Genomic DNA, 25711 nt, shown 5'->3' with positions numbered 1-25711 from the left:
CAGGGAGCCTGCGCCCCGCCAACAAGAATATTCGGAGACGCGGTATGACATTGAAGCATTCCGTGAAGCACCTCGCGAAGCTCTCGGCGCTCGGCGCGCCGCTGATGCTCACGCTGAGCGCCTGTGGCGGCGGTGGCAGCGGCAGCCCGCCGTTGGTCGAAACCGCGCTGTGCCCGACCTCGCTCGACTACAACACGGTCTACACGGGCGGCGGCGGCGACGGCGAAGTCGTCAAGCTCCAGCTCGACACCACGAAGAAGACCTGGCAGATCACCTATGTGGAGTCGCCGATTCCGGCCACCACCGGCACGGTCACGCCCACGCGCAAGGGCCAGGTAGTCACGGGCACGATTAGTCAGGAGACCGCATTACCGACGGCCAAGCTCAATCAATGCGCGTTCCAGCTCAACGGCGCGAGCCTCGATGCGAACCGTCCGGCGCGTGTGTTCATCGGCTTCGGCGTGGCGGGCGGCACGATTCCGGGCGCGGAAATCCAGTTCGCGGGCTCGGGCGGCATCGGCGTCGTGCCGGATACGAAATTCCCGTATTACCCGTTCATCGGCTTTTCGACGCTCGAAACCAACATCGCCAACGTCGCGGGCACGTATAACCAGCTCGGCTATCACCAGGTGCCGTCGCAGAACTTCCTGCCCGCCGCCGTCGACGCAAAGCTCACCATCAACGCCGACGGCACGTGGCAGGAATGCGATAACAGCGGCGTGAACGCGGGCACCTGCCAGCAGCCGGGCACGAACTTCACGCAGTCGAGCGACGGCAGCGGCGTGTTCGAAACCGACAACTTCCAGGGGCAGGTCAAGCCCACGCTCGTCACCGGCAAGAACGCCGCGAAGGGCTTCATGATTGTCGGCAAGCTGCGCAACCAGCTCGTGCCGGTGCTCGTGCGCACGGGCGTGGCGTATCCGCAGGTCGGCGTCGATCCGCAGAGCGGCGCAACCGGCCCGGTCGCCGACGACGAATCGGGCATCTCCGTGCTCGCGCCGCAAACGGCCATCGCGCAGGGTTCGCAGGACGGCGAGTACATCGGCGTGGACAGCGAATTCGATTACCGCACGCTCGCGCTGTCGGGCACGCAGGGCACGCTGCTCGATCCGTTCAATGCTTCGCAGGCGGCGCTGGCGACGGCGCTCGATCTGAACTTCGCGCAGAGCGTGCCGGGCGTCGTGACCACCACGCATGTGAGTGCGTCGACCGGCACCACGCCCACCGGCAAGATGATTTTCACGGGCGGCGTGTTCGGCTTCCTCGACCTGACGAATGCTTCGTCGCCGTACTTCACGGCGGGCGCGTTCGTGCAGTAGTCCGCACTCACGCCCGCCACGCGCATCGATCGACAGGTAACGATGCCGTGCCCATGAGGCAACCGCTCTCCGTGTGCGCCGCGCCGCCGGCAACGCGCACACGGGCCGCAAGGCGCGCGCAGGACCGGCCGTTCATGAGACGGCCGCCGCGCGCAGGCAGGTTTGCCCGAACCTGAGAGAAACAGGGAGGAACAACAATGATGAGACGTCTCGCGCTGGCGGCGGTGGCCGCCGGCTTGTCCACGGCTGCGCACGCCCAGCATGCGGGCGACAACGTGGCCGTGCTCGGCTGGTTCCACGTCGCGCCCCAGCAATCGAGCACGCCGCTCACCACGACGGTCGCGCCCACGCCGATCAACACGCCGCTGCGTCTGCCGAGTTCGTTCACCTCGCCGGGCACGGGCCTGTCGACGAACCACGCGAACACGGTGGGCCTCGTGTTCAGCCACTTCCTGACCGATCACATCGCGGTCTCGACGGTGGCGGGCGTGCCGCCGACGTTCAAGCTCTACGGCCACGGCACGATCAAGCCGCCGGGTCCGGCGGGCGCGCTCGGCAGCCAGAATCTCGGCGATCCGGCCACCAATCCGATCGTGCAGAGCGTGCGGCAGTGGAGCCCGGCGCTGATCTTCCAGTACTACTTCCGCGACGCCGATGCGAAGTTCCGCCCGTTCGTTGGGATCGGCGTGTCGTACAACTGGTTCTCGGATATTCAGCTCAACCCGAACTTCGTGAAGGCGACTCAGGACAATCTGGGCGCGGTGCTCGCGGCGGGCGCGGGCAAGCCGGGGCAGACGCAGATCAGCGCGAAGGCGTCGTCGTCGTGGCAGCCGGTGTTCAATCTCGGCGCCGAATATCAGCTCACGCAGCATCTCGGGCTCGTGGCCTCGCTCACGTATATTCCGTTGAAGACGACGTCCTCGGTGATCATCAAGGCCGCCGACGGCACCGAACTCGGCGTGAGCCGCGCCGAACTCAAGGCCAATCCGCTCATTTCATTTCTCGCCGTCTCTTACAAGTTCTAACCGGTGCTGACGCACGCGCGCCGCGTTACGCGTGCAGGCCCACATTGGCGGCGAAATAGCGAGGGCAGAGTGGGAACAGCGTCTCGCGCGAGCACGGCGGCTCGCGCTAAAATCGGCGCATGCCGAAAACGCCCACGACTCCCGTTCCCGATTCCGCGCCCGAGCGTCCCGACGTCAGCGAGTACACCGTCGACGAACTCGCGCGCGTGACCGGCACCACGGTGCGCAACGTGCGCGCCTATCAGGACCGCGATCTGCTCATGCCGCCCGACAAGCGCGGCCGCGTGGGCATCTATAACGATTCGCACGTGGCGCGGCTCAAGCTCATCAATCACCTGCTCGCGCGCGGCTATACGCTCGCGAATATCCAGGACCTCATCAAGGCCATCGACGACGGCGGCGATCTGCGCTCGATCCTCGGCCTCGAAAATGCGATCGGCGGTCCGTGGTCGCATGCGCGGCCGAAAACCTATTCGCTGCCCGAACTGATCAAGCTGTTCGGTCCGCAGGCGCCCAGCAATCTCACGCGTCTCGCCGAATTCGGCCTGCTGGAGCGCAAGGGGCTGTCGTTCGTCGCGCGCAATCCGGCCATGCTCGACGCGGCCGCGGCCACGGTGCGCGAAGGCATTCCCGCGCGCGACCTGCTCGAAGTGCTGGAGAAGGCGCGGCCGCATTTCGACGCTATCGCGCGCGTGCTCGTGGAAATGGTGGTTCGCCATCTCGACCGCTACGACGCGGGCGCGCTGCCGCCCGCCACCGATATGCCGGGGCTCGTCGAAGCGATCTGGCGGCTGCGGCCGCTTTCCACGGTGTTCGTCGAGAACGAGATCCTGCGCGCGCTCGAAGCGCAATCGAGCGAGTATCTCGGCGGCCGCGTGGCGACGATTCTGGAGGCCAAGCTCGGCCAGCGTGCGGGCGGCAGCGGAAGCGCGACCGCCAGCGAGAATGCCGATACCGATGTCGATGCCGATGCGCCCGAACCGGCGCGCAAGCGCGCGTCGCGTACGGCGAAGAAACCGGCAGTCAAAAAGCGCTGATTTTTCCGCCGTTCCTCTGCTGATTCCTGGCTGTTTCCTTCTCCAGCGCGCGCCGCAACCGGCGCGCGCCTGCCGCTTTCGCGCGTCCTCGCGCTGCGTTTGAAGCGTTTCAAACGCCCTGACGCGCTTCCAGCCCCGTTTTTTCATCGCGGATTTTCCCGCGCCTCCGCTCGCCCTGAACACTCGCCATCGGCCTGAAACCCACGCCAGGCAAGCGTTTGCACGCGTGCTATCGATGCGCGAACTTTGTCCCGAGTGCTCCCTCTAGCCCCTTGCGCGATCCCGCCGCGCGCACTATGTTTACATCATTCAATGTCACAGTTAAAAATGAATCATAGGGAGACGCTCTGGATGAACGCACCCACCCGGTCTTTGGGCGAGCCGCTCGGCGTCGCCATCATCGGCACCGGCTTTGCGGGGCTGGGCATGGCGATCCGCCTGCTTCAGCGCGGCCAAACCGATTTCGCCGTGTTCGAAAAGGCCGGCTCGGTGGGCGGCACCTGGCGCGACAACCACTACCCCGGCTGCGCGTGCGACGTGCAATCGCACGTCTACTCGTTTTCGTTCGCGCCGAATCCGCGCTGGACGCGCATGTTCGCGCCGCAGCCCGAGATTCGCGCGTATCTGAACCGCTGCGTCGACAAATTCCGCCTCTCGCCGTGGCTCAACTTCGACCACGAATTGCAGAGCGCGCAATGGGACGACGCCGCGCATTGCTGGCGCCTCGCCTTCGCGAACGGACGCCGCCTCAGCGCGCGCGTGCTGATTTCGGCGATGGGCGGTCTCTCGCGCGCCGCGCTGCCCGCGATTCCCGGCGTGGAAAGCTTCGCGGGCAAGGCCTTTCACTCGCAACACTGGGACCATGGCTATGCGCTCGACGGCAAGCGCGTGGCCGTGATCGGCACGGGCGCGAGCGCGATCCAGTTCGTGCCGCAGATCGCGCCGAAAGTCGCGAAGCTCGACCTGTTCCAGCGCACGCCGCCGTGGATCATGCCCAAGCCCGACCGCGCGCTCTCGCGGTTCGAGCAATGGATGTTCCGTACGCTGCCGTTCACGCAGAAGGTCATGCGCACGGGCCTGTACTGGATGCTCGAATCGCGCGTGCTCGGCTTCGCCATTCATCCCTCGCTGATGAAGAACGTGCAGAAGATCGCGCTGCGCCACATCCGTCATCACGTGAAAGATCCCGCATTGCGCGCGGCCGTCACGCCCGACTACACGATCGGCTGCAAGCGCGTGCTGATCTCGAACGACTACTATCCGGCGCTCACGCGCGAGAACGTCAGTGTGGTGACAAACGACATCGCGCGCATCGACGCCACCGGCGTGATCACCGCCGACGGCCGGCATCGCGAAGTCGACTGCATCATCTACGGCACCGGTTTTCAGGTCGCCGATCCGTTTCCGCCGGGCGCGATCATCGGGCGCGGCGGCGTCGATATCGTCGATACATGGCGCAATGGCGCGCATGCGTATCTCGGCACCGCACTACCTGGTTATCCGAACTTTTTCATGCTGGTCGGCCCGAACACGGGGCTCGGCCACAATTCGATGGTGTTCATGATCGAGTCGCAGATCGAATATGTGCTCGGCGCGCTCGACGCCATGAAGAAAGACCGCGCCGATTCGATCGAGGTGCGCCCGAACGTGGAGGCGCGCTACAACGAGCGCATCCAGCAGAAGCTCGAACGCGCGATCTGGTCGGTGGGCGGCTGCAAAAGCTGGTATCTCGATCCGCGCAACGGCAAGAACACCACGCTCTGGCCGGGCTTCACCTGGCGCTTCCGCCAGGCCACCGCGAGCTTTTCGATCGGCGAATATCAGGTGTTCCGCAAGCCGCATCATCAGGATTCCGAAGTACCGTTGAGCGTGGCAGCACACACGACCGAGGCCGCCTGAGCGGCCCATCAGGGAAAGGGAGAGCACTGACATGAAACACTTCGACAACAAGGTCGCCGCCATCACCGGCGCGGGCTCGGGCATGGGCCGCTCGCTCGCCGTGCAGCTCGCGGGCGCCGGCTGCCATCTCGCGCTCGCCGACAAAAACGCCGTCGGTCTCGCCGAAACCGAGCGCATCGTGCGCGCGCTCGCGCCGTCCGTGCGCGTGACGACGCGCGTGCTCGACGTCGGCAAGCGCGACGCGATGTTCGCGTGGGCCGACGAAACGGTCGCCGCCCACGGCCGCGTGAACCTCGTGTTCAACAACGCGGGCGTGGCGCTGTCGAGCACCATCGACGGCATGTCGTACGACGATCTCGACTGGATCGTGAACATCAACTTCTGGGGCGTCGTGCACGGCACGAAGGCATTCCTGCCGCATCTGAAAGCGTCGGGCGACGGCCATATCGTCAACACGTCGAGCGTGTTCGGCCTGTTCGCGCAGCCGGGCATGAGCGGCTACAACGCCACCAAGTTCGCGGTGCGCGGCTTCACCGAATCGCTGCGTCAGGAACTCGACATGATGAAGTGCGGCGTGTCGGCCACCTGTGTGCATCCGGGCGGCATCCGCACCAACATCGCCCAGGCGAGCCGCGTGGCGTCGAACATGGTCGGCTTCATGGTCGCGAGCGAGCAGCAGGGCAAGGACGAATTCGAAAAGTTCTTCATCACCACCGCCGACGACGCCGCGCGCACGATCCTCACGGGCGTGCGCCGCAACGCGCGGCGCGTGCTGATCGGGCGCGACGCGCGCGCCGCCGACTGGCTCGCGCGCGTGCTGCCGTCCGCCTATCAGGCGCTCGTCGTGATGAGCGCGCGCCGCGAAGCGGCAAAAGCGAACAAGCGCGCCAAACGCGCCGCGCGCGAGGCGATGCTCAACGGCGGCGCAAGCAACAACAACGCAGGCAATAATCAGGGAGAAACAGCATGATCATGCCGGTCCGACGCGACATCCGCTTCGCGTTACCGCCCGAGCGGGCTTGTGACTGGCACGTCGAGGGCGTGCCGGTCACTCACTTCTTCAACGCGCTGTCGCTGCTTTTTCCAGCGGGCGAGCGCTTTTTCATGGATGCCGTGCGCCACTATCGCGACCAGATCGACGACCCCGACCTCAAGAAGCAGGTGATGGGTTTCATCGGCCAGGAGGCGATGCACACGCGCGAGCACGTCGAGTACAACGATCTGCTTCAAGCGGCGGGACTGCCCGCGCACAAGCTCGACAAGCGGCTGTGGGCGATCCTCAACTTCGCGCGCAAGGTGCTGCCGCCTTCGCTGCAACTGGCGCAGACGGTCGCGCTCGAACACTACACGGCCATGCTCGCGGATCTGCTGCTCGCCGAAACCGGTTCGCGCATCGAAGGCTCGGTCGAGGGCTACAAGCAGATGTGGCTCTGGCACGCGCTCGAAGAAACCGAGCACAAGGCGGTCTCGTACGACGTCTGGAACACCGTCATCAAGCCGGGGCCGAAACGGTATCTGATGCGCACCGGCACGATGCTCGCGACCACGGTGCTGTTCTGGGTCATCGTGTTCGACTATCACCTCGCGCTGATGCGCCGACACAAGCGCCGCATCGGCAAATTCAGCGGCTGGTGGAGGCTGTTCAAGTTTCTCTACGGCCCGCGTCATGGCGTGTTTCCGAGCATCGCCATGGAATGGCTGCGCTTTTTCAAGCCGGGTTTTCATCCGTGGGATCACAACAACCGCCAGCACCTCGAACGCATCGACGGCCTGATTTCGCAGATCGACGCCACCAACGCGCAGTACGCCTCGCAAGCCGCGCCGCGCCGCGTGCCGCTGCATCCGGCGGGCGCGCCGAAAGCGGCCTGACGCGTCATGACCGCGATCGACACCTTCGAAGTCGAAGCCGGCGACGTGCGGCTCGCGGTCTACGCGAGCGGCCCGCGCGACGCGCCGCCGCTCGTGCTCGTGCATGGCTATCCCGATTCGGCGCGCGTGTGGGATGCGTTGCGGCGCGAACTCGACACGCGCTATCGCGTGATTGCCTACGACGTGCGCGGCATGGGCGCGTCGAGCGCGCCTTCGGATCGCGCGGGTTATCGGCTCGATGCGCTCGCGCGCGATCTGATGACGGTCGCCGACGCCACGTGCGGCACGCGGCCGTTCCATCTCGTCGCGCACGACTGGGGTTCGATTCAATGCTGGGAAGCCGTGACCGATCCGGCCAACGCGGCGCGCATCGCGTCCTACACGTCGATTTCGGGGCCGTGCCTCGATCATGTCTTTCGCGCGCCGACGAATGTCCGGCAGACGCTCAAGTCCTGGTACATCGCGTTTTTTCATCTGCCGATGCTGCCGCAACTCGTCTGGCGGCTCGGCGGCGCAGCGCTCTGGCCGTGGTGGCTGCGCAAGACCGAGGGCGTGCGCGCCGAACGCGACCCGCATCAGTTGCGCAACTGCCTGAACGGCTTGCAGCTTTATCGCGCGAATTTCATCGCGTGCGCGCGGCGGCCACGCGAGCGGCGCACGCAGGTGCCCGTGCAATTCATCGTGCCGCGCTTCGATCGTTATGTGACGCCCGCGATGTCCGAGCACGTCGCGCAATGGCTCGGACGTTACCGGCGCGAGATCATCGACGCGCCGCATTGGACCGTGGTCCGCGACGCGCCGCTGATCGCCGCGCGCGTGCATCGCTTTATCGCGTGGGCGCGCAACGAGGCGTCGGTGTCTGTGCAGGCCAGCGATGCTTCGACAGCGAGCCAAACGCATGCGAATGTGTTGCCAGAACGAACCTGAGAACCGCGGTTGCCGCTTTCGTCGTCATGCGTGAAAGCGCGGTCATAACAACATCGAGACACACTCATTCGAAGAGGTCCGCCGGTGAACGTCATCGCCCTGCCCCTTGCAAGCGGTATCGCCGCGATCGTGGCCGTATGCGCCGCGCTCGCGCTCTACACGCGGCGCGCCACGCGCCGTATCGAAACCGCCGTGCCGATGGATGGCCGTCACATCGAGATCGACGGCGAGCGGCTGCATTACGTCGAGTTCGGCAATCCCGGCGGCCAGCCCGTGTTGTTCGTGCACGGCCTCTGCGGGCAGTTGCGCAATTTCGCCTATCTGCCGCTGGAGGCACTCGCGCGCGACCATCGCGTGATCCTGCTCGACCGGCCCGGCTCCGGCTACTCCACGCGCGCGCCGGATGGCGCGGCGAACATTCGCGCGCAAGCCGATACCGTCGCGCACGTCATCGACGCGCTGCGGCTCGAACAGACCGTGCTCGTGGGCCACTCGCTCGGCGGCGCGCTCGCGCTGGCGGTCGCGCTCGATCATCCGCAATCGGTGGCGCGTCTCGCGCTGATCGCGCCGCTCACGCACGCGCAAACCGAGGTGCCGAAGGCGTTTCGCCCGCTCGTGCTGCGCTCGAACGCCGTGCGCCGCTTCGTCTCGCGCACCTTCGCCACGCCGTTCGGCCTCGCCACCAGCGCGAGCACGCTGCGCGCGGTGTTCGCGCCCGAAGCGGTGCCGCGCGACTTCCGCACGCGCGGCGGCGCGCTGTTGAGTCTGCGCCCGCAAGGCTTCGTGAACGGATCGCGCGACCTCGTCGCGATCGAGGACGCCGACGATCTCGACCAGATGACCCAGCGTTATGCGCGCCTGACCGTGCCCGTCGACGTGCTGTTCGGCCGCGACGATATCGTGCTCGACTGGGCGCGTCACGGCGAGGCATTGCGGCGCGCGTCGCCGCTCGTTTCGCTCAAGGTCGTGAGCGGCGGCCATATGCTGCCCGTCACGGCGCCGTCGACGACCTACGACTGGCTGTGCAGCGCGATCGCGGGCACGGCGCACGCGAGCGCGGGACGCACGATCGCCGCCGATCGGCATCATGCGCACGACTTGCCGCTCGACGCGCCCATGCAAGGCCGACCGGCGATCTGAGCCACGCGCGGCGACGCGCCGCTAGAGTGACTGCTCGGTACTGATGCAAGCGGATTGCGAGGCGTCGTTGTTATCGTAAGGGCGGCCGTGACGTTGCCACGCGCGCGCGGCCCCCAAAACAAAGACAGACTGGAGACGACCATGGCAGCCCAACCGCAAGCGCAGACGGCGGCGCCTGGCGCGCAACACGCCGCGCCCGACACCGACGGCATCTGGTACGCGTCCTATCCCCCCGGCGTGCCGCCCGAAATCGACGTTACGCAATACGAAACAATTTCACAGTACTTCGATGAATGCGCCGCGCAGTTCAGCGAGCGCGTGGCTTATGTGAGCGTGGGCTCGTCGCTGACTTATGGCGCGCTCGCACGCAAGGCCGAAGCGTTCGCCGCCTGGCTGCAAGGCGTGGGCATCGCGCCCGGCGAACGCGTCGCCATCATGCTGCCGAATACGTTTCAGTACCCCGTCGCGCTGTTCGGCGCGCTCAAGGCGGGCGCGGTGGTCGTCAACGTCAATCCGCTCTATACGCCGCGCGAACTCGCGCATCAACTCAAGGACAGCGGCGCGCGCGCGATCGTGGTGTTCGAGAACTTCGCGAAGACGCTCGAAGAGGCGCTGCCCGGCACGCGCATCGAGCATATCGCGGTGACGGGTCTCGGCGATCTGCTTGCGGACGGCCTCAATTTCAAGGGCCGTCTGCTCAATTTCGTGCTGCGCCGCGTGAAGAAGATGGTGCCTGAATACACGCTGCCGAAGGCGGTGCGTCTGCGAACGGCGCTCGACATCGGCGCGCGGCGCACGCTCGCGAACGCGCTGCGCACGAGCGGCGACCTCGCCTTTCTTCAGTACACCGGAGGAACGACCGGCGTGGCGAAAGGCGCGATGCTCACGCACCGCAACATCCTCGCGAACGTCTTGCAGGCGAAGGCGTGGTCGGCCTCGCAACTAAGCGGCGAAGTGGAAACGGTGCTCACGCCGCTGCCGCTTTATCACATCTATTCGCTCACGGTGAACGCGCTGATCTTTCTCGGGCTCGGCGGGCGCAACATCCTGATCGCAAATCCGCGCGACACGAAGCGCATGATGATGATCCTGCGCCGCGAGACCTTCACCGGCATCACGGCGATCAACACGCTCTATAACGCGCTGCTCGACAACGCGGAGTTTTGCCAGCGCGACTTCTCCGCGCTCAAGCTCGCGATGGCGGGCGGCATGGCCACGCAGAAAGCGGTCGCCGACCGCTTCAAGGCCGTGACCGGACAACCGATTGTCGAAGGCTACGGGCTCACGGAGTGTTCGCCGATCGTCGCGACCAATCCCGTCGATCTGAAGAACATGCGCGATTTCGAAGGCTCGATCGGCTTGCCCGTGCCGTCGACGCAGGTGCGTTTTCGCCGCGAGGACGGCACGTGGGCCAACGTCGGCGAGCCCGGCGAACTGTGCGTGAAAGGCCCGCAGGTGATGCTCGGCTACTGGAATCGCCCCGACGAGACCGCGCAGGTGCTCGACGCCCACGGCTGGCTCGCGACCGGCGATATCGGCGTGATGGACGCGCAAGGCTTCATCAAGCTCATCGATCGCAAGAAGGACATGATCATCGTGTCGGGTTTCAACGTGTATCCGAGCGAGATCGAGGACGTGGTGGCGATGCATCCCGATGTGCGCGAAGTGGCCGCCATCGGCGTGCCCGATCCCGTGCAGGGCGAGCGCGTGAAAGTGTTCGTGGTCGCGCGCGATGCGTCGCTCACGGCCGATGCGGTGATCGCGCATTGCCGTCGTCAGCTCACCGGTTACAAGGTGCCGCGCGTCGTGGAGTTTCGCGATTCGCTGCCGCAGACCAACGTCGGCAAGATCCTGCGCCGCGCGCTGCGCGACGAGGAGATCGCCAGGCAACGCGCGGCGTAGATCGCGCGGGCCTCACCGGCTTTTATCGAGCAGGCCAACATAAACAGGGAGACGCATTATGAACACCGAAGCATCGCTTTCTTCGCTGCCTCGCAAACCGCACCAGGCGTTACGCGCGATCGCGTGCGCTGCGCTCGCATTCGCGTGCGCAGGCGTAGGCGCGTTCGCGCAGGACAACAACGCCGCCAGTGCGGACACCCAGACCAGCACCAACGCTGCCGCGCCCACGCCCGCCGAGGTGAGCAAGCTTTCCGTCGATCAGCAGGTCCGCTGGCTTCAGAAGGCGCAAAAGAGCGGCGCGCTCGTGAAAATGGACGACGCGCAGCTCACCGCGCTGTTCCAGGCGCTCGATCCGCTCGTGGTGCCCACGCTCATCAAGCTCGGGCCGTCGGGCTATCCGTCGTATGAATTCACGCTCTCGCGCTGGGAGCGCCTGAACGGCAAGTGGCCCAACAAGCCCGCGCACATGCTCGTGAAGCTGGACCACGAGCCGCTGCGGATCTACGCGAAGTGGCTGCCCGACGGCGAGCATTCGGGCGAGGAAGTGATCTACGACGCCTCGAAGAAGCCCGATGAAATGTACGGCCATCTGGGCGGCCTGCTCGGCGTGATGCCGATGTGGACCGCGCTCGACGGCACGCTCGCGCGCGCGCAGTCGAATCACAAGATCACCGATCTGGGCACCGAGTTCATCGTCAGCCAGTTCATGACCGACGCGAAGAAGTATGTGGAAGTGGGCGCGTCGTACAAGCCCGATGTCGAGGTGAAGACGATCAACGGCGTGCGCGTGGTGGCGCTCACCTATACGTCGCCGAGCGGCAAGCCGCAGTTCTATGCGAAGAAGCAGACGCTCGGGCTCGATCTGCGTCATCCGTATTTCCGCACCGTGGAAGCGTACGGCGATGACGGCCAGATCTTCGAGAAGATCGTGATCGACAGCATCACGCCCAGGAATTTCGACGCCGAAGCGTTCGATCCGAAGAACCCCGACTACAAGTTCTAGCGTGGCAAAGGTGAGGGTTTTCGGGAGTTTGGGCGCGGTGAAGCGCGTGTTGCATCACTGGCTCACCGGAAAACGCGGTCCATGACTCCTGGAATTCCTCACCTTTTGCTGTTTTCGGGTGCTGCGGAGGGCGTTTTGCGCGCCTCTGGTGATAGATCGGCGTACCAGGCGACTCACCGTGACACCCCATCGCCTGGAATTCCTCACCTTTCTGCGGTTTTTACCCGCTTGCGGTGAATACGCGATGCGCGCCGACGCTCACCCTCGACGCGCATCTCCTGGAACAGCTCACCGATACTTCTGCAACTCCGGGTCCGTGATCGGCTGCGCGGGCAGATTGAGCAGGCCCGGCAGCGCGCTCAGCTTCGGCACGCCGTCGTAGTCGGCCCAGCGGCCGCCCGAACCTTGATAGATGATCGCGGGCGTGCCCTGAAAACCGAGGTCCTGGAACAGCTGCATATTGCTGTCGAGCTGCGCCTTCGCCGCAGCGGGAATGGTCGCGAGCGGCGCGATGCCGCCCGATTCGTCCTTCTCGTTGTAGTGCGTTTCGAGTTCCTTCAGGAGTGCCGCGCGGTCTTTCGCCTGCAGCAGCGCCGCCGCCTTGCCCGGCGAATCGGGCTTCAGAAAGCCCATCGGAATCCAGTGCACCTGGAGGCCCGCCGCTTCATACGGTTGCAGCGCCTTCCACACCAGGTGACAGAAAATACAGTTCGGGTCCATGAAGACGTAAAGCGTCGACTTGACGTTCGCGCCGCTCGCGCCTTCGACGATCGCGTTCGCGTTCTGGAATCGCGCGGCCGCCGTTGCGGGCAGCCAGGCGGTCGCGGGGTCGTCCGCGGCCATGGTGGGGGCCGCCGCGCCGAATGCGCTCGCGGCGATCAGGATGCTGATCCACTTCTTCATTGTTCACCTCAGGTTCGTGCCGCGCGCGTCGAATGCAGGCGCGTTGCCCGCGCGCGGAGCCCGTATCTTATGGCGCGGGCGTGGCGCACCCCTGACGCGAACCTGGCAGGAATGTCAGGTGGCGCGCGCGCAGGCGACTGAAGGTGAGGGTTTGCGGGAGGTGGAGGGGATCGTCGGAGGGGGGTGAACCTGGGGGTCCTTAACGCTCGATTTGCGGATGCGGCGCGAAGGCCGCATCCCTTCAGAACTTGAAGCGCAACTGAAACCCGATCGTAAACGGCAGATCGTCGGAAGGAATCGGCGGAATAACGATGAAGTTCACGCCGACGCGCTTGTACGCGACCATCACGATCGGCGCGACGACCGGACCGATGGTGTGATCGTGGCCGAGGCCCCAGTTGCCGTAGTTGTAGCCGGAGATGATGCCGCCCATCGCGGCGAGCCGCACGAAGCCCCAATGCAGGAATTCGGGCGCCCAGACCGCGCCGCCGTAGTACGAGGGACGACGCAACGAATTGCGGAAGCCGCCCGCCGTGAGCGCCCAGGTATCGCTCGGCCAGCATTCGATGCCGAGGCCCGGATTGAACTGCTCGAAATCCTTGTCGGGATTGATGTGATACGAGCCGACCATGGCGTCGACCCAAAGGCCGCCGCCGCACCAGTCGGCGGCGCGCGCGCTGCTCGCCGCGCCCAGCATGCCGAACGCGCACATCAGCCAGGCCGCGACGTGGCGGCGAACAGGCCTCGTGCGTTTGCCGCCGTAGGTGCCGATGCGTGAAGTCGCGTCTATTTCTACGCTGTTCCCTGCGCTTGTTCGTATTGAACCGCTCGTCCCTGAACTGCCTTCGCGCGCTTGCCAAAACCGCATGGATTCTCCGTCCTCGCTCGCGGCGGATCGCATCGGTCCGCGCGCTCGCTGTTTTGTTCTTCGATGTATTCCGGCGACTGGAAACTGTACCGCAAGGCGCCGCACGCGCCTATCGCAACTCTCGAGCCCGCGCTCGGAACGCGCCTTGCGGCGGGCTCGCGGCCCGCTTGCAGTCGTCGACGCCACGTGGCGCCGCGGGCATCATGCCAGCCCGATGAGTCTTGGCGATGAACACGCGCCGATCCGATATCGGCGCGAGGCATGAAGAAACACAGCGAAGAAACGCAGCGAAAAAGCACGAAGGAGAACCGCGTGGACGCGGCTCAGAGCCCGAGATCGCTCAGGCCCGGATGATCGTCGGGACGACGGCCGAGCGGCCAGTGATAGAGACGGTCGGCTTCGCGGATCGGCAGATCGTTGATGCACGCATGGCGGCGCGCCATCAGGCCGTGCTCGTCGAACTCCCAGTTCTCATTGCCGTAGGAGCGGAACCAGTTGCCCGAATCGTCGTGCCATTCATAGGCGAAACGCACGGCGATGCGATTGTTCGTGTACGCCCACAGTTCCTTGATGAGCCGATAGTCGAGCTCGCGCGCCCATTTGCGCGTGAGAAAGCCGACGATGGCCTCGCGCCCCGTGACGAATTCCGCGCGGTTGCGCCACACGCTTTGCGGCGTATAGGCCAGCGAGACGCGCTGCGGATCGCGCGTGTTCCAGCCGTCTTCCGCGCCGCGCACTTTCTGGATGGCGGTTTCGCGCGTGAACGGCGGCAGCGGCGGACGAACTTCGGCGGCGCTCTGAACGGTATCACTCATGGTCGGACTCCTGGAAACGGGCGGCGCGCCGGGTTGGCGTCCGCGAGAGGTTGCGGGTTCTTGCGGCTTGAAAGCGACGATCTGGACGATGATTCGCGCGTTACGGCGTGAGCGCGTCGAGCATCAACTGGGCGGCGGCGCGCGCGTCGAGCGCCGCATCGGCTTCACCGCTGACGAGCGCCACGCCGATTGCGCCGTCGATCAAAATCAGCCATTGGCGCGCGAGCCGCGCGGCCACGCGCCGGTCCGCGCCCGTGGCGGCGGCCCACGCATCGCTCTGCTCGCGCACGAACGCGAGCAGGCGCGCCTTGTGTTCGCGCGAGACGCGTCGAATCGGATCGTCGGGCGACGCAATCTCGCCCGCGGCGTTCAGAAACGCGCAGCCGTGAAAATCCTCGGAGGCGAACCACTCGCGCAGCACGTCGAACATGGCGAGCAGACGCGTGCGCGGCGTGCGGCCACGTGCGAGCGTGCCGTCGATGAACCAGCGCATCCAGCGCTCGTCGCGGCGTTCGAGCGCGGCGGCCACGAGCGCGTCCTTCGAATCGAAATACGTGTAGAAGCTCTTGCGCGCGGCGCCCGCCGTGCGAACGATCGCATCGACGCCCGTGGCGTGGATGCCGCCCGCGTAGATCAGCGCCTCGGCGGCTTCGAGCAGGCGCTCGCGAACGTCGGTGCTGGGAGCGTTGTCGGTGGTCGTGCTCATAGCGAAGGCTCTTGTTTCAACAGCTGCTGCAACGTGGATCGAGGTAGAACGTTCGTTCTCCATGACGCGTAGAGTAGAACGATCATTCTCCAGCGTCAAGCAAAGATTTTGCGCGGGCTGCGCACTATGAAAAAATGGTGGGGAGATGGAAGAAACGCGCGCCGCCAAACGTACTGATTGAATGACGTCGCGCTGTGTGTCGTGCGAAAGGTGCGAATCGATTGTCCAAAACGACGCACGCGTTGCACGCACATCGCAGCACCACAGGAGCCCTCATGAACCGCCGCTCATTCTCCGCGCTGGCCGCGCTCGCCGCCACCTGCGCGCTGCTCGCCTGCACGCCGCTGCGCGTAGTCACGCACAGCGTGAGCGCCAGCGAAACCGCCGTGCCCACGGGCACGTACACGCTCGATGCGCATCACTGGAGCATCGTGTTCGACGTCGATCATCTGCACTACACGCGTTTCACGATGCGCTTCGACCGCGCGAGCGCGACGCTCGACTGGCGCGCGAACGGGCTCGACGGCGCCTCGGTGAACGTGTCGATCGACGCCGCCAGTCTCGACACCAACGTGCCCGCGCTCGACCGCATGGTCACCGGCACGCAGTTGCTCGACGCGGCGCAGCATCCGCAGATCCGCTTCGCGAGCACGCGCTTCGTGCGCGGCGCCGACGTCAACGGCAAACCGGCAGGCAAACTCGAAGGGAATCTGACGATACGCGGCGTGACGCAGCCGGTCACGCTCGACGTGGTGTTCAACGGCTACGCGCCGAATCCGCTCACGAAGCAGCCGACGCTCGGCTTCTCCGCACATGGCGCGTTCAGCCGCGCGAAGTTCGGTTTGTCGACGTGGTATCCGGCGGTCGGCGACGACATCGACGTGCGTATCGAGGCCGAATTCGAGCAACAGGCGCAGCCCGCCGAACCGGCCTCGCCATAACGCTGTGACTCAGGCCGCCTGGGTCCAGTCGAGAATCACCTTGCCGCTCTCGCCCGAGAGCATCGCGGCGAAGCCCTTTTCGTAATCGTCCACGCCAAAGCGGTGCGTGATGATCGGCGACAGATCGAGGCCGCTTTGCAGCATCGCGACCATCTTGTACCAGGTCTCGAACATCTCGCGGCCATAAATGCCCTTGATTTCAAGGCCCTTGAAGATGACCTGATTCCAGTCGATGGCGGTCTGCGCGGGCGGAATTCCGAGCAGCGCGACCTTGCCGCCGTGGTTCATCGCTTCGAGCAGTGCCGTGAAGGCGCTCGGCACACCCGACATTTCGAGGCCCACGTCGAAGCCCTCGGTCATGTGCAGGTCGGCCATCACGTCGCGCAGCGATTCGCGCGACACGTTCACCGCGCGCGTCGCGCCCATCTTACGCGCGAGTTCGAGCCGGTAATCGTTGACGTCGGTGATCACCACGTTACGCGCGCCCACGTGCTTCGCGATCGCCACGGCCATGATGCCGATTGGCCCCGCACCCGTGATGAGCACGTCCTCGCCGACGAGGTTGAACGACAGCGCCGTATGCGTGGCGTTGCCGAACGGATCGAAGATTGCGGCGAGATCGTCGGAAATTTCAGGCGGAATCTTGAACGCGTTGAAGGCCGGAATCACGAGATATTCGGCGAACGCGCCCTCGCGGTTCACGCCCACGCCCGTCGTGTTGCGGCACAGATGACGCCGTCCCGCGCGGCAGTTTCGACAGAATCCGCAGGTGATATGCCCTTCGCCCGAGACGCGGTCACCAATCGCAAAGCCGCGCACTTCCTGGCCCATTTCGACGATTTCACCCACGTATTCGTGGCCCACGTGCATCGGCACCGGAATGGTTTTCTGCGCCCAGTCGTCCCACTTCCAGATATGAATGTCGGTGCCGCAGATCGCCGTCTTGCGGATCTTGATCATCACATCGTTATGGCCGACTTCGGGTTTCTTCACGCGTGTGAGCGTGAGGCCGGGCGCGCGTTCGAGTTTGGCAAGCGCTTTCATGATTGTTCGTTTTCCTTATTGAATCACGCCAAGCTGCTTGCCGACGCGTGCGAACGCGGCCACGGCGCGCTCGACCTGTTCGGGCGTATGCGCCGCGCTCATCTGCGTGCGGATGCGTGCGCGGCCCTTCGGCACCACCGGATACGAGAAGCCGATCACGTAGACACCTTCGTGCAGCAGCGCGTCGGCCATCTTCGATGCCACCTGCGCGTCGCCGAGCATCACCGGAATGATCGGATGTTCGCCGGGCACGAGCGTGAAGCCGAGCGCGCTCATCTCGCGACGGAAATGCGCGCCGTTTTCCTGCACGCGGCGGCGCAGTTGCGCGCCCTCGTCGCTCGCGATCAGTTCGAGCACCGCGAGCGAGGCCGCGGCGATGCTCGGCGTGAGCGTGTTCGAAAACAGATACGGACGCGAGCGCTGGCGCAGCAGGTCGATCACGGGTTGCTTCGCCGCCACGTAACCGCCCGACGCGCCGCCGAGCGCCTTGCCGAGCGTGCCGGTGATGATATCCACGCGTTGCGCGACGCCGCAATGTTCGGGCGTGCCGCGCCCGTGTTCGCCGATGAAACCCACGGCGTGCGAGTCGTCGACCATCACGAGCGCGTTATAACGATCGGCGAGATCGCAGATGCCCTTGAGGTCCGCGATGATGCCGTCCATCGAGAACACGCCGTCGGTCGCGATCAGCTTGTAGCGCGCGCCCGCTTCATCGGCCTCGCGCAGCTTCGCTTCGAGATCGGCGAGATCGTTGTTCTTGTAGCGATAGCGGCGCGCCTTCGAGAGCCGCACGCCGTCGATGATGCTTGCGTGATTGAGTTCGTCGCTGATGATCGCGTCTTCGTCGCCGAGCAGCGTTTCGAACAGGCCGCCGTTTGCATCGAAACAGCTCGAATAGAGAATGCAGTCGTCGGTTTGCAGGAACGCGGCGAGTGCGCTTTCGAGCTGCTTATGCACCGTTTGCGTGCCGCAGATGAAACGCACCGACGCCATGCCGAAACCGTCGCGATCGAGTCCGTCCTTCGCGGCTTCGATCAGGCGCGCGTCGTTCGCGAGGCCCAGATAATTGTTGGCGCAGAAGTTCAGCACGTCGCTGCCGTCGGCCAGTCCGATCGCCGACGATTGCGGCGTGGCGATCACGCGCTCGCTTTTGTAGAAACCGTCGGCGCGGATCTGGTCGAGCGTCGCGCGCAGGTGGTCGAGATAGGGTGTGGCCATGGCATCGTGCTCCAGACAAGGGGGGCCGCGGCTGTTATAGTCGCCGTCAGCTCTGAGCGAATATTTTCGTTTTTTCGAACTCAAGTTCGGTATATCGAACAACTCTAATCGATGAGGCAGCGTATGGCAAGCAGCGGTGCGAACAGCGGCGCAAAACCCGGTGGCGGTTCCGGCGCGCGCAAACCCCGCGCCAAGGCGGCAGTTTCTGCGGCTTCCGCGGCCGATGCGCCGCTTCCCGCAAGCGCGCCGGCCGCGCCGCCGCGCGTCGGCGAACAGATCCAGCGGCTGCGCGCCGAGCGCAAGATGACGCTCGACGAACTGTCGCGCGCGGCGGGCGTGTCGAAATCCATGCTATCGGAAATCGAGCGCGACAAGGCGAACCCGACCATTGCCGTGGCGTGGCGGCTGACCAACGCGCTGGGCGTGAAGCTCGATTCGCTGTTCGCCGCACCCAGGGCGCCGGACGCGATCAGCGTGGCCGGGCCGCACGATATCCCAACGCTGCTCGGTCACGACGCGGGTTATCAGCTGCGTGTCTGGGGTCCGATCGAACTGGCGGGGCATTTCGAGTGGTATGAGCTGACGCTCAAGCCGGGCGGCGCGCTCGTGTCGAACGCGCACGAACCGGGTACGCGTGAGCATCTGACCGTGCTGCAAGGGAGTATCGACGTGGAATCGGCGGGCGAGCGTCAGCGCCTGAAGGCGGCCGATACCGCGCGCTATATCGCCGATCAGCCGCACGCGATCCGCAACGTGGGCAAAGGCGAGGCGCGCGCGCTGCTCGTGGTGATTCACGGCTGAGGCTGAGTCTAAACCTGTGCCTCAGCTTCACTGCGCGTAGTCCACGAATCATGCGCGCGCGGCCTGAGCGTTCCGGCCGACGCACGAAACTAGCCATTCGGACAGGCTGCAAGATCGGCTCGACTACTGTATATTTATACAGTAAAAAGAACGACCGGAGCCGTCATGGACCTTTCGCCCACCCCGAACGACCAGGCACTCGCCGCCTTGCGCTTTCAGTCAGCCGCGCGCGACCTGGAGCACATCGTGCGCAGCATCGCGCAACGCTACATCGGCCAGCAGGTGCCGCTCACCTGGCGCCTGCTGCACGCGATCGAGGCGGAAGCGCTCGCGGACCTCGGTTTCGCCAGCCGTCACGATGCCCTCATGCTCGGGCTGTTCCAGCGTCCAGGCGACCTCGCTTATCCCGAAACCGACGACACGGTCGACTTCGGTCATTCCAATGCACTTCCGGCGGTGTTTGCCTTCGCCGTGTCCGCCTACGAGCAGGCCGCGCAAACGGCTGAGCAGACGCAACGCGAAAACCGTCGCCGTGAAGCCGTCCGGCGCACCCGCGCCTGGGGCGGCTGATCGCATGTCTCGCGCGCGTCAGCCTGTGAGGACGCGACACACACGTCACGTCCACAGCACGCCTTTTCTCAACTTCGCTACAATTGCATCAGTAATGCAACTAACGGAATGACCGCGATGATTTCCCCACCCCACGATCTCTTCGACCAGCAACGCGCCGACTGGCAGAACGATCCTGTCGCGGCCTTCGACGCATGGTTAGTTTCGCAAGATCTTCGCCGCTCATCCGCCGACATCTATCGCGTGCAATGGGGGCGCTTTCTCGAATGGCTCGCGCTCAAGCGGCAAACCATTCTGTCGGTCGACACGGGCACGATCTCCGAATTCGTCGCCGGGCTCGACGTGAAAAAGCCGCAACGCCTGCGGTATCTGCGGCTCATCGAACGCGTGCTCGACCACGTGCGCCAGATCGAACTGGCATCGGCGAATCCGGCCCGCTTCATCGCCCAGGACGGCGAAGCCGCCTGGCGCAACGCGCGCGAAAACGATCCCACCGGTTTTCTGACGGCGGCGGAACGTGCTGCTGTCATCGGCCAGTTGTTTGCTCCGCTCACCGAGCAGTCGGCGGCCAAGCGCTGGCGCGAGCGACGCGACCGCGCGCTCGTCGCCGTCTTTCTAGGCGGCGGCCTGAAAACCGGCGACGCCATCGCGCTCACGCTCGACGCCACCTCGATCGGCTCGGAATGGCTCACGATCGAAGCCGACAATCCGGCGCTCACGCATAGCACGCGGCTCGCGCCGTTCGCCGTCGACGTGATGGGCGCGTGGCTCGAAGCGCGGCGGCTCGCGCAACTGCCCGGCCAACTGGTGTTTCCCGGCTCGCCGAACGGACGGCCGATGCACAAGGCCACGGTGCTGCGCGCGATCGACGCGCAAATGGAAGCGGCCGGCATCGCCAGCACGCGCGCCGAGCGCGCGAGTCCGCAGACGCTGCGCAACAGTTTCGCCGCGGATCTGTTCGAACGTGGAGTGGATGCCGATCAGGTCGGGCAGTGGCTGGGTTTCATGCAGCCGATTTCATCGGGACGGCTGCATCGCGCGTGGCGCGTGTGGACCGAGCGCGCGGCAACGGCGCAAGCGATGGCTGAAGCCGAGACTCAATCGCAATCGAAAGCGGACAACGGCAGCGCGTCGCGCGACGCCTGAAAGTCCCGCTATTTCAACGGGCAGCGGCATGGCCGCTCCCGAAAAGACTCACGCCAAATTCGCGCGACAAGTCCTGTAAAAGCTCACCGCGCGACACCGCGGGTATCACGCTTGCCGGCGGAAAATCGCGCGACGGCTTCCAGGCGTGACGCGCCCGAGCCCGAGCTGTAATCGCACTCGGGGCACGACAGTTCGAAGCGGCCGTCGACCTGGGAAAGCTCGGGCTCGCCGTCTTCGCAACTCGGGCAGCGAGAGGGGAGGGCTACGTGGCCGTCCACCAATGTGCCGAGCGCCGCCAATTCTTCATCGCCGAGCCGTCCGGCCGCGGCCAGCGAACACAATACCTGCGCCACCGAACCATCGACGCCCTGTTGCGTGCGCAGTTGCGCGACCTGGCGCGTCAGTCCATCGACTTCATCTGAACGCTCGCGCAACACCGCATCGAGCCGGTCGGCGCGCGCCTTGGCCGTGGCCAGCTGCTGGATGAAATCGAATTCCTTCTTGCTGGCTTCGCGCTGCGCCGCCTGCCACGTCGACGACATCGTGCGCAGCGAATCGAGTTCCACCAGCATCGGCTTCACGCGGCGTTCGGCTTCGGCGAGCGCGTCCTTGATCTGCTGGGCGTAGTACTCGGTGCTTCGGCGCATTTCTTCATGCAGGCCATCGATCCGGTCGCGCAAACCGGCATTGGTGGTCTGCTCGGCTTCGATCCGTTTTTGTAGCGAGTCGTTGTCGGCTTCGAGCCGGCGCACCGTCGCCTGCAAGTTGTCCTGATGCGATGCGCCATGTGCCGACGATGCGGCAAGCTGATTTTCGAGTTCGCGCACACGAGCCCAGGCAGCTTCGGTGCGCGTTTCGCTGCGCTGGAGCAATTCGTCGGCGGCCAGGCGGCGGGCTTCGGCATCGCGCAGAGCCTGGTCGGCATCCTGTCGGCCCACTTCGATTTCGTCGCGTTCGGCTTGCAAGGTCTGACGGGCGATCGTCCGCGCCTCTTCGAAAAGCGCACCGAGCAATTCACCGGCGCGTTCTTCCAGTGCAGGCGGAATCGCACCGCCGCCGACGCGGACTTTCGACGCGGTGCGGATGCGTTGCCAGAATAGTTCGATATCTTTGGGGATGTCGCTCGCGCTGCCGGTCTGCGTGAGATCGCGGACGGTGGCCATCGAGGGTCGGATGCCGAAATCGAAGAATAGACGCTTGCAGGCGTGAAGCGATAAATCCTGCCGTCGGGCGCCGTCGTTGCGCAGGCGTTCGAGTTCTTCGCGGATAGCGACGCGTTCTTCGTCTCGGATCATGAGGGTCTCGGCGAGCAGTAACGGATCGAATAATAACAAATTACGTAGTATTCGATACGTTTTCTTCGAGACGAGGGAGAACGGCTCAAGCGTGAGCCAAATTGGCTCGAATAAATCGCGTCGTGACGGTCAAACGCTGGCGATTCCGTGAAACAAAGCGAGCTTTGTTCCATAAGCCATTGTAAACGTTTGGTTTTCCAATGGCGATAGCATTTTGGCGACTGTTTCACGGTGGCCGGATAAACCACAGAGCCTGCGTGTTTGCGGTGGGGGAGTGGGGGTTTCTTCGAGGACGCAGGAATCGGTTTGTTCTTGAGAGCTATAAAAGTAAACACCCTTGATACCCGTTAAAAACGTTAACGCCACGGCAAACCCTTATCAGACGGGGCTTCCAGCCCGATCAGGTGAAGCTTTACGGGAAACCTGGTGAGGCTCTACGGGACATGCGGGTGATGAGGTTCAGGGAAGCCGGTGAGGGCCTGCGGGAAAGAACGTGAGCGGATTCAGGGAACGGCCGATTCTTGACTTTAGAGCAAGGGTGAGCGATTACGGGAGGAGACCGTGCCCGAGCCCGCAGCAGGTGGGGCCAGGTACCGCTGTTACGTGAAATGCAACGGTGAGCGGATTCGGGACCGATGATTGGCGCGGTTTTCGGCGTCAATTTGGCCGTCGAAAAGCCGTCGGTGAGAGAAACCGGGAAAAAACGACGAGCAAAGGTGAAGCTTTTCGGGAGCAGAACGGGCATTTTGGCCGAATCGGGCCGATTTGGGCCCATTCGATCCGGTTCGATGCCCCAAGGTGAGACTTTACGGGAAGGCAATAATGATTCCCGTGGCGAACGGCGTGCCGGTTTGCCGGGCATCGGACTGGTCTGAGCGGCCAGAGGTGAGGTTTTACGGGAGATTGCGGCGATGCCACGCAATGTTTTCTGCTGGCGACACGCGTTTTGGGTTGCGTGAGGCTTTTCGGGAAGCCGTTTGGCGCTTTTTTTAGCCTTAAGGTGAGACTTTTCGGGGGAAAGTTGGCGTTCACTAACGCTAGAAGGCTGATAAATCAGGCGATCAAACCTGGCACAACGATGTGGCGGAAATCTAAAGGTGAGGTTTTTCAGGAGCAGCGGACGCGCACCCTGAGACCCGGTTTCGGGTCTCGTTATGCGGATATGGTGAGCGTTTTCGGGAGTCGCCAGCCGGTGGATTTCCGGCTTGCGGCTGTGGATAAACCTCCGAATCCATTGGTTTTTTCCTGAAAGCCGTCGAGTGGTGAGCTTTTTCAGGAGCGTAGGCGATGGTGAGCGGGTGATTTCGATTTCTGGAACCCCATGGGGCTGCGAATTCCTGAGGTGAGCTCATTCGGGAGAGTTTGGGCGGCTAGTTTCACTCACTGAAGTGATGAAACGGACGCCAGGCCTTGCACCTTGATATCTCAATGGTGAGGCTTTTCAGGAGAAAGTTGGGCGCCATGGCGGGTTTCAACGGTTCGATAGCGGCTGCTGGATGCTGAAATCCGCCGCCACAGGCCGACCAGGCCTGGTTAAAGATGCAAAAGACCGCCTGGGAGCCCGCTTTTTACGCCGCATTACGCCACCCCTCGAGCCGCCCCGCGCGCGCATCCAGGAAATCGCGAAATGTTGCGTTTGCGCCAGGAAAATTTGAGGTGAGATTTTTCGGGAGCGTCGCGACACCGTCATGGCGCGTGGTTGTCGTGCGCTTTCGTGCCAGGCCGCAGCCCTGCGAGCATGCGGCGGATCGGGCCGCGGAGCAAAGGTGAGCGTCTTCGGGAGCCCTTCGCGGTGAGCCGTCCCGCGAACGGCGGCTTCACCGGCAATGGTGAGAGTCACCCTATAGACGGGTTTCACCCCAGACGGTATCCTTTCGCGAAATTCTCACCTCGACCCGACGCATGGCCACGAAGCGCGTGAAAAAAACCGATGTGGTGAGCCCGAGCTCGGCCGAATTGCGCAAGGCCGTCGAGGCAATCGCGATTCAGCCGAAGAGCGGCAAGATCACTCTGCTGACCCGCAAACTCTTCAACGTGCTGCTCGCCGTCGCGCAGCAGGCGGACGAGGGCGGCGATACCTATCGCGCGCTGCTCTCTGACATCGTCGCGAACTCGGCGTTCGACTCGAACGATACGGCGCTCGTGAAGGAGCATCTGCGGCGGATGGTGTCGGTGCAGGTCGAATGGAGCCAGGGCACCTCGAGCCAGAAGCCCGGCCGCAAGTGGGGCATCTCCACGCTGATCGCCGACGCCGAAATTCTCGAAGATCCGACCACGCGCCGCGTCTGGGTCGAATTCTCGTTCGCGCCCAAGATCAAGAAGAAACTGCTGGACCCGGTCCAGTACGCACGCCTGAGCCTGCAATTCCAGAGCCAGCTGCGCAGCAGCGCCGGCCTCGCGCTCTACGAAATCTGCGTGCGCTATCTCACGAACCCGAGCCATCTGACGATGCGCGAAACGTGGGAATGGTGGCGGCCGATTCTGTCGGGTACGCCCGATACCGAAGCCGGCGACGAAGCGAAACGCGAATACAAGTATTTCAAGCGCGATTACCTGCGTCCGGCCATCGCGGAAGTCAACGCGGTGACCAACATCTTCGTCGAGCTGATCGAGCATCGCGAAGGCCGGCGCGTCGCCGAGATCCAGTTCCGCGTGACCGAGCGCAAGCAGCCGATGCTCGCGCTCGACGAGCACCCGAACGTCTTCGACAGCACGCTGGTCGACCGCATGGTCAAGATCGGCATTCCGCTGAAGGAAGCGCAATCGCTCTACGCGGACAGCGAGGAAAACCGCATTCGCGCGGCGCTCCAGTTGACCGAGCAGCGCATGCGCAGCACGAGCCTGCCGCCGGTGCGCAGCGCCGCCGCACTGTTCAAGGATGCCTTGAAGAAGGGTTACGCGCCGCCGGTCGAGACCGCGGTGGAAAAGCCGGCGGTCGCTGGACGCGTGGCCGCGGGCAGCGTAACGGCCGACGATCCCAAGGCGCGTCTGATGGACGAATACGCGGCGTACCGGCGCAAGGAAGCCCGCGCGCTCTATGACGAGCAGGGCGACCTCGATCGCGAAATGGCGCGCAATTCGTTCGAGAACGACGAACTGCCGGGGCTCGGTGCCCACCTGCGCGATGACTGGCGTCGACGCGGCCTCGACTCGAAACTGGCCGACACCGCATTCTTCGACTGGCTCGCCCGCAAGACCTGGGGCGAACCGACCGATGGCGATCTGCTCGCGTTCACGCTGAACCAGGCGCGCGCCGCCTGAAGAACGGGACGACGCGGCGCTG

Annotated in this window: 22 protein-coding genes; 15 read left to right on the top strand and 7 right to left on the bottom strand. The window is 64.6% G+C overall.

Annotated features, from left to right (window positions below):
- Positions 1 to 104: 104 nt before the first annotated feature.
- The 10 genes from LDO54_RS24425 to LDO54_RS24380 all read left to right on the top strand — a co-directional run bounded on the left by LDO54_RS24425 (position 105) and on the right by LDO54_RS24380 (position 12121).
- Entirely contained in the window at positions 105 to 1319 is a 1215-nt protein-coding gene (locus tag LDO54_RS24425) for a DUF2957 domain-containing protein (RefSeq protein ID WP_224013263.1), read from the top strand.
- A 200-nt stretch (positions 1320 to 1519) separates the two neighbouring features.
- Complete coding sequence (locus LDO54_RS24420) at positions 1520 to 2344, top strand: OmpW/AlkL family protein (protein WP_224013262.1); 825 nt, start codon at positions 1520 to 1522, stop codon at positions 2342 to 2344.
- A 119-nt stretch (positions 2345 to 2463) separates the two neighbouring features.
- Positions 2464 to 3381, top strand: coding sequence for a MerR family transcriptional regulator (locus LDO54_RS24415; RefSeq protein WP_224013241.1), 918 nt, complete (start codon positions 2464 to 2466; stop codon positions 3379 to 3381).
- Between the two features lie 351 nt (positions 3382 to 3732).
- On the top strand, positions 3733 to 5280 hold the full coding sequence (locus tag LDO54_RS24410; protein ID WP_224013240.1) for a flavin-containing monooxygenase: 1548 nt from the start codon (positions 3733 to 3735) through the stop codon (positions 5278 to 5280).
- A gap of 31 nt (positions 5281 to 5311) precedes the next feature.
- Positions 5312 to 6250, top strand: coding sequence for an SDR family NAD(P)-dependent oxidoreductase (locus LDO54_RS24405; protein ID WP_224013239.1), 939 nt, complete (start codon positions 5312 to 5314; stop codon positions 6248 to 6250).
- Entirely contained in the window at positions 6247 to 7149 is a 903-nt protein-coding gene (locus tag LDO54_RS24400) for a metal-dependent hydrolase (protein WP_224013238.1), read from the top strand. The genes LDO54_RS24405 and LDO54_RS24400 overlap by 4 nt, the downstream gene beginning before the upstream one ends.
- 6 nt (positions 7150 to 7155) lie before the next feature.
- Complete coding sequence (locus LDO54_RS24395; RefSeq protein ID WP_224013237.1) at positions 7156 to 8076, top strand: alpha/beta fold hydrolase; 921 nt, start codon at positions 7156 to 7158, stop codon at positions 8074 to 8076.
- Positions 8077 to 8160: 84 nt separating this feature from the next.
- Positions 8161 to 9216 (top strand): alpha/beta fold hydrolase, encoded by a 1056-nt coding sequence (locus LDO54_RS24390; RefSeq protein ID WP_224013236.1) that lies wholly within the window; start codon positions 8161 to 8163, stop codon positions 9214 to 9216.
- A gap of 141 nt (positions 9217 to 9357) precedes the next feature.
- On the top strand, positions 9358 to 11118 hold the full coding sequence (locus LDO54_RS24385) for an AMP-binding protein (RefSeq protein ID WP_224013235.1): 1761 nt from the start codon (positions 9358 to 9360) through the stop codon (positions 11116 to 11118).
- A 58-nt stretch (positions 11119 to 11176) separates the two neighbouring features.
- Entirely contained in the window at positions 11177 to 12121 is a 945-nt protein-coding gene (locus tag LDO54_RS24380; RefSeq protein WP_224013234.1) for a DUF1571 domain-containing protein, read from the top strand.
- A gap of 288 nt (positions 12122 to 12409) precedes the next feature.
- On the opposite strand, the gene dsbG is transcribed toward LDO54_RS24380, so the two are convergent.
- The 4 genes from dsbG to LDO54_RS24360 all read right to left on the bottom strand — a co-directional run bounded on the left by dsbG (position 12410) and on the right by LDO54_RS24360 (position 15413).
- Complete coding sequence (dsbG, locus tag LDO54_RS24375; protein ID WP_224013233.1) at positions 12410 to 13024, bottom strand: thiol:disulfide interchange protein DsbG; 615 nt, start codon at positions 13022 to 13024, stop codon at positions 12410 to 12412.
- Positions 13025 to 13265: 241 nt separating this feature from the next.
- Complete coding sequence (locus LDO54_RS24370; RefSeq protein WP_224013232.1) at positions 13266 to 13736, bottom strand: hypothetical protein; 471 nt, start codon at positions 13734 to 13736, stop codon at positions 13266 to 13268.
- Positions 13737 to 14215: 479 nt separating this feature from the next.
- Positions 14216 to 14707, bottom strand: coding sequence for a DUF1348 family protein (locus tag LDO54_RS24365; RefSeq protein WP_224013231.1), 492 nt, complete (start codon positions 14705 to 14707; stop codon positions 14216 to 14218).
- Between the two features lie 100 nt (positions 14708 to 14807).
- Positions 14808 to 15413, bottom strand: a complete 606-nt coding sequence (locus tag LDO54_RS24360; protein WP_224013230.1) for a TetR/AcrR family transcriptional regulator — start codon at positions 15411 to 15413, stop codon at positions 14808 to 14810.
- 275 nt (positions 15414 to 15688) lie between these two features.
- Here LDO54_RS24360 and LDO54_RS24355 point away from each other — a divergent pair, with 275 nt between their 5' ends.
- Positions 15689 to 16354: a YceI family protein gene (locus tag LDO54_RS24355; protein WP_224013229.1), complete on the top strand. Its 666-nt coding sequence runs from the start codon at positions 15689 to 15691 to the stop codon at positions 16352 to 16354.
- 9 nt (positions 16355 to 16363) lie between these two features.
- On the opposite strand, the gene tdh is transcribed toward LDO54_RS24355, so the two are convergent.
- Both tdh and LDO54_RS24345 read right to left on the bottom strand, forming a co-directional pair.
- Positions 16364 to 17398, bottom strand: coding sequence for an L-threonine 3-dehydrogenase (tdh, locus tag LDO54_RS24350; protein WP_224013228.1), 1035 nt, complete (start codon positions 17396 to 17398; stop codon positions 16364 to 16366).
- Between the two features lie 15 nt (positions 17399 to 17413).
- Positions 17414 to 18616 (bottom strand): glycine C-acetyltransferase, encoded by a 1203-nt coding sequence (locus tag LDO54_RS24345; protein WP_224013227.1) that lies wholly within the window; start codon positions 18614 to 18616, stop codon positions 17414 to 17416.
- Between the two features lie 111 nt (positions 18617 to 18727).
- On the opposite strand from LDO54_RS24345, the gene LDO54_RS24340 reads away from it, so the two are divergent.
- The 3 genes from LDO54_RS24340 to LDO54_RS24330 all read left to right on the top strand — a co-directional run bounded on the left by LDO54_RS24340 (position 18728) and on the right by LDO54_RS24330 (position 21133).
- Positions 18728 to 19417 (top strand): helix-turn-helix domain-containing protein, encoded by a 690-nt coding sequence (locus tag LDO54_RS24340; protein ID WP_436975669.1) that lies wholly within the window; start codon positions 18728 to 18730, stop codon positions 19415 to 19417.
- Between the two features lie 165 nt (positions 19418 to 19582).
- The gene (locus tag LDO54_RS24335; RefSeq protein ID WP_224013225.1) at positions 19583 to 19987 is read left to right on the top strand and encodes a DUF2471 family protein; all 405 of its coding nucleotides are present in this window, start codon (positions 19583 to 19585) and stop codon (positions 19985 to 19987) included.
- Positions 19988 to 20107: 120 nt separating this feature from the next.
- Complete coding sequence (locus tag LDO54_RS24330) at positions 20108 to 21133, top strand: tyrosine-type recombinase/integrase (RefSeq protein ID WP_436975671.1); 1026 nt, start codon at positions 20108 to 20110, stop codon at positions 21131 to 21133.
- Between the two features lie 83 nt (positions 21134 to 21216).
- On the opposite strand, the gene LDO54_RS24325 is transcribed toward LDO54_RS24330, so the two are convergent.
- Complete coding sequence (locus LDO54_RS24325; RefSeq protein WP_224013223.1) at positions 21217 to 22428, bottom strand: DNA-binding protein; 1212 nt, start codon at positions 22426 to 22428, stop codon at positions 21217 to 21219.
- A gap of 1902 nt (positions 22429 to 24330) precedes the next feature.
- Between LDO54_RS24325 and LDO54_RS24320 the strand changes: the two genes are divergently transcribed.
- Positions 24331 to 25689 carry a replication initiation protein gene (locus tag LDO54_RS24320; RefSeq protein ID WP_224013222.1) on the top strand — a complete coding sequence of 453 codons (1359 nt, stop codon included), beginning with the start codon at positions 24331 to 24333 and terminating at the stop codon, positions 25687 to 25689.
- The last annotated feature ends 22 nt before the right edge of the window (positions 25690 to 25711 follow it).

The organism is Paraburkholderia tropica (assembly GCF_914484835.1).
GTDB lineage: Bacteria > Pseudomonadota > Gammaproteobacteria > Burkholderiales > Burkholderiaceae > Paraburkholderia > Paraburkholderia tropica_A.
This window is presented reverse-complemented; position numbering and strand designations above follow the sequence as displayed.

Excerpts from the sequence above, each read along its gene's own strand:
- LDO54_RS24370 (WP_224013232.1), bottom strand. The coding sequence starts at position 13,736 with ATGTGCGCGTTCGGCATGCTGGGCGCGGCGAGCAGCGCGCGCGCCGCC.
- dsbG (WP_224013233.1), bottom strand. The coding sequence starts at position 13,024 with ATGAAGAAGTGGATCAGCATCCTGATCGCCGCGAGCGCATTCGGCGCG.
- LDO54_RS24335 (WP_224013225.1), top strand. The coding sequence starts at position 19,583 with ATGGACCTTTCGCCCACCCCGAACGACCAGGCACTCGCCGCCTTGCGC.
- LDO54_RS24410 (WP_224013240.1), top strand. The coding sequence starts at position 3,733 with ATGAACGCACCCACCCGGTCTTTGGGCGAGCCGCTCGGCGTCGCCATC.
- tdh (WP_224013228.1), bottom strand. The coding sequence starts at position 17,398 with ATGAAAGCGCTTGCCAAACTCGAACGCGCGCCCGGCCTCACGCTCACA.
- LDO54_RS24365 (WP_224013231.1), bottom strand. The coding sequence starts at position 14,707 with ATGAGTGATACCGTTCAGAGCGCCGCCGAAGTTCGTCCGCCGCTGCCG.
- LDO54_RS24360 (WP_224013230.1), bottom strand. The coding sequence starts at position 15,413 with ATGAGCACGACCACCGACAACGCTCCCAGCACCGACGTTCGCGAGCGC.
- LDO54_RS24345 (WP_224013227.1), bottom strand. The coding sequence starts at position 18,616 with ATGGCCACACCCTATCTCGACCACCTGCGCGCGACGCTCGACCAGATC.
- LDO54_RS24325 (WP_224013223.1), bottom strand. The coding sequence starts at position 22,428 with ATGATCCGAGACGAAGAACGCGTCGCTATCCGCGAAGAACTCGAACGC.
- LDO54_RS24395 (WP_224013237.1), top strand. The coding sequence starts at position 7,156 with ATGACCGCGATCGACACCTTCGAAGTCGAAGCCGGCGACGTGCGGCTC.
- LDO54_RS24340 (WP_436975669.1), top strand. The coding sequence starts at position 18,728 with ATGAGGCAGCGTATGGCAAGCAGCGGTGCGAACAGCGGCGCAAAACCC.
- LDO54_RS24425 (WP_224013263.1), top strand. The coding sequence starts at position 105 with ATGCTCACGCTGAGCGCCTGTGGCGGCGGTGGCAGCGGCAGCCCGCCG.
- LDO54_RS24380 (WP_224013234.1), top strand. The coding sequence starts at position 11,177 with ATGAACACCGAAGCATCGCTTTCTTCGCTGCCTCGCAAACCGCACCAG.
- LDO54_RS24420 (WP_224013262.1), top strand. The coding sequence starts at position 1,520 with ATGAGACGTCTCGCGCTGGCGGCGGTGGCCGCCGGCTTGTCCACGGCT.
- LDO54_RS24320 (WP_224013222.1), top strand. The coding sequence starts at position 24,331 with ATGGCCACGAAGCGCGTGAAAAAAACCGATGTGGTGAGCCCGAGCTCG.
- LDO54_RS24415 (WP_224013241.1), top strand. The coding sequence starts at position 2,464 with ATGCCGAAAACGCCCACGACTCCCGTTCCCGATTCCGCGCCCGAGCGT.
- LDO54_RS24405 (WP_224013239.1), top strand. The coding sequence starts at position 5,312 with ATGAAACACTTCGACAACAAGGTCGCCGCCATCACCGGCGCGGGCTCG.
- LDO54_RS24355 (WP_224013229.1), top strand. The coding sequence starts at position 15,689 with ATGAACCGCCGCTCATTCTCCGCGCTGGCCGCGCTCGCCGCCACCTGC.
- LDO54_RS24400 (WP_224013238.1), top strand. The coding sequence starts at position 6,247 with ATGATCATGCCGGTCCGACGCGACATCCGCTTCGCGTTACCGCCCGAG.
- LDO54_RS24385 (WP_224013235.1), top strand. The coding sequence starts at position 9,358 with ATGGCAGCCCAACCGCAAGCGCAGACGGCGGCGCCTGGCGCGCAACAC.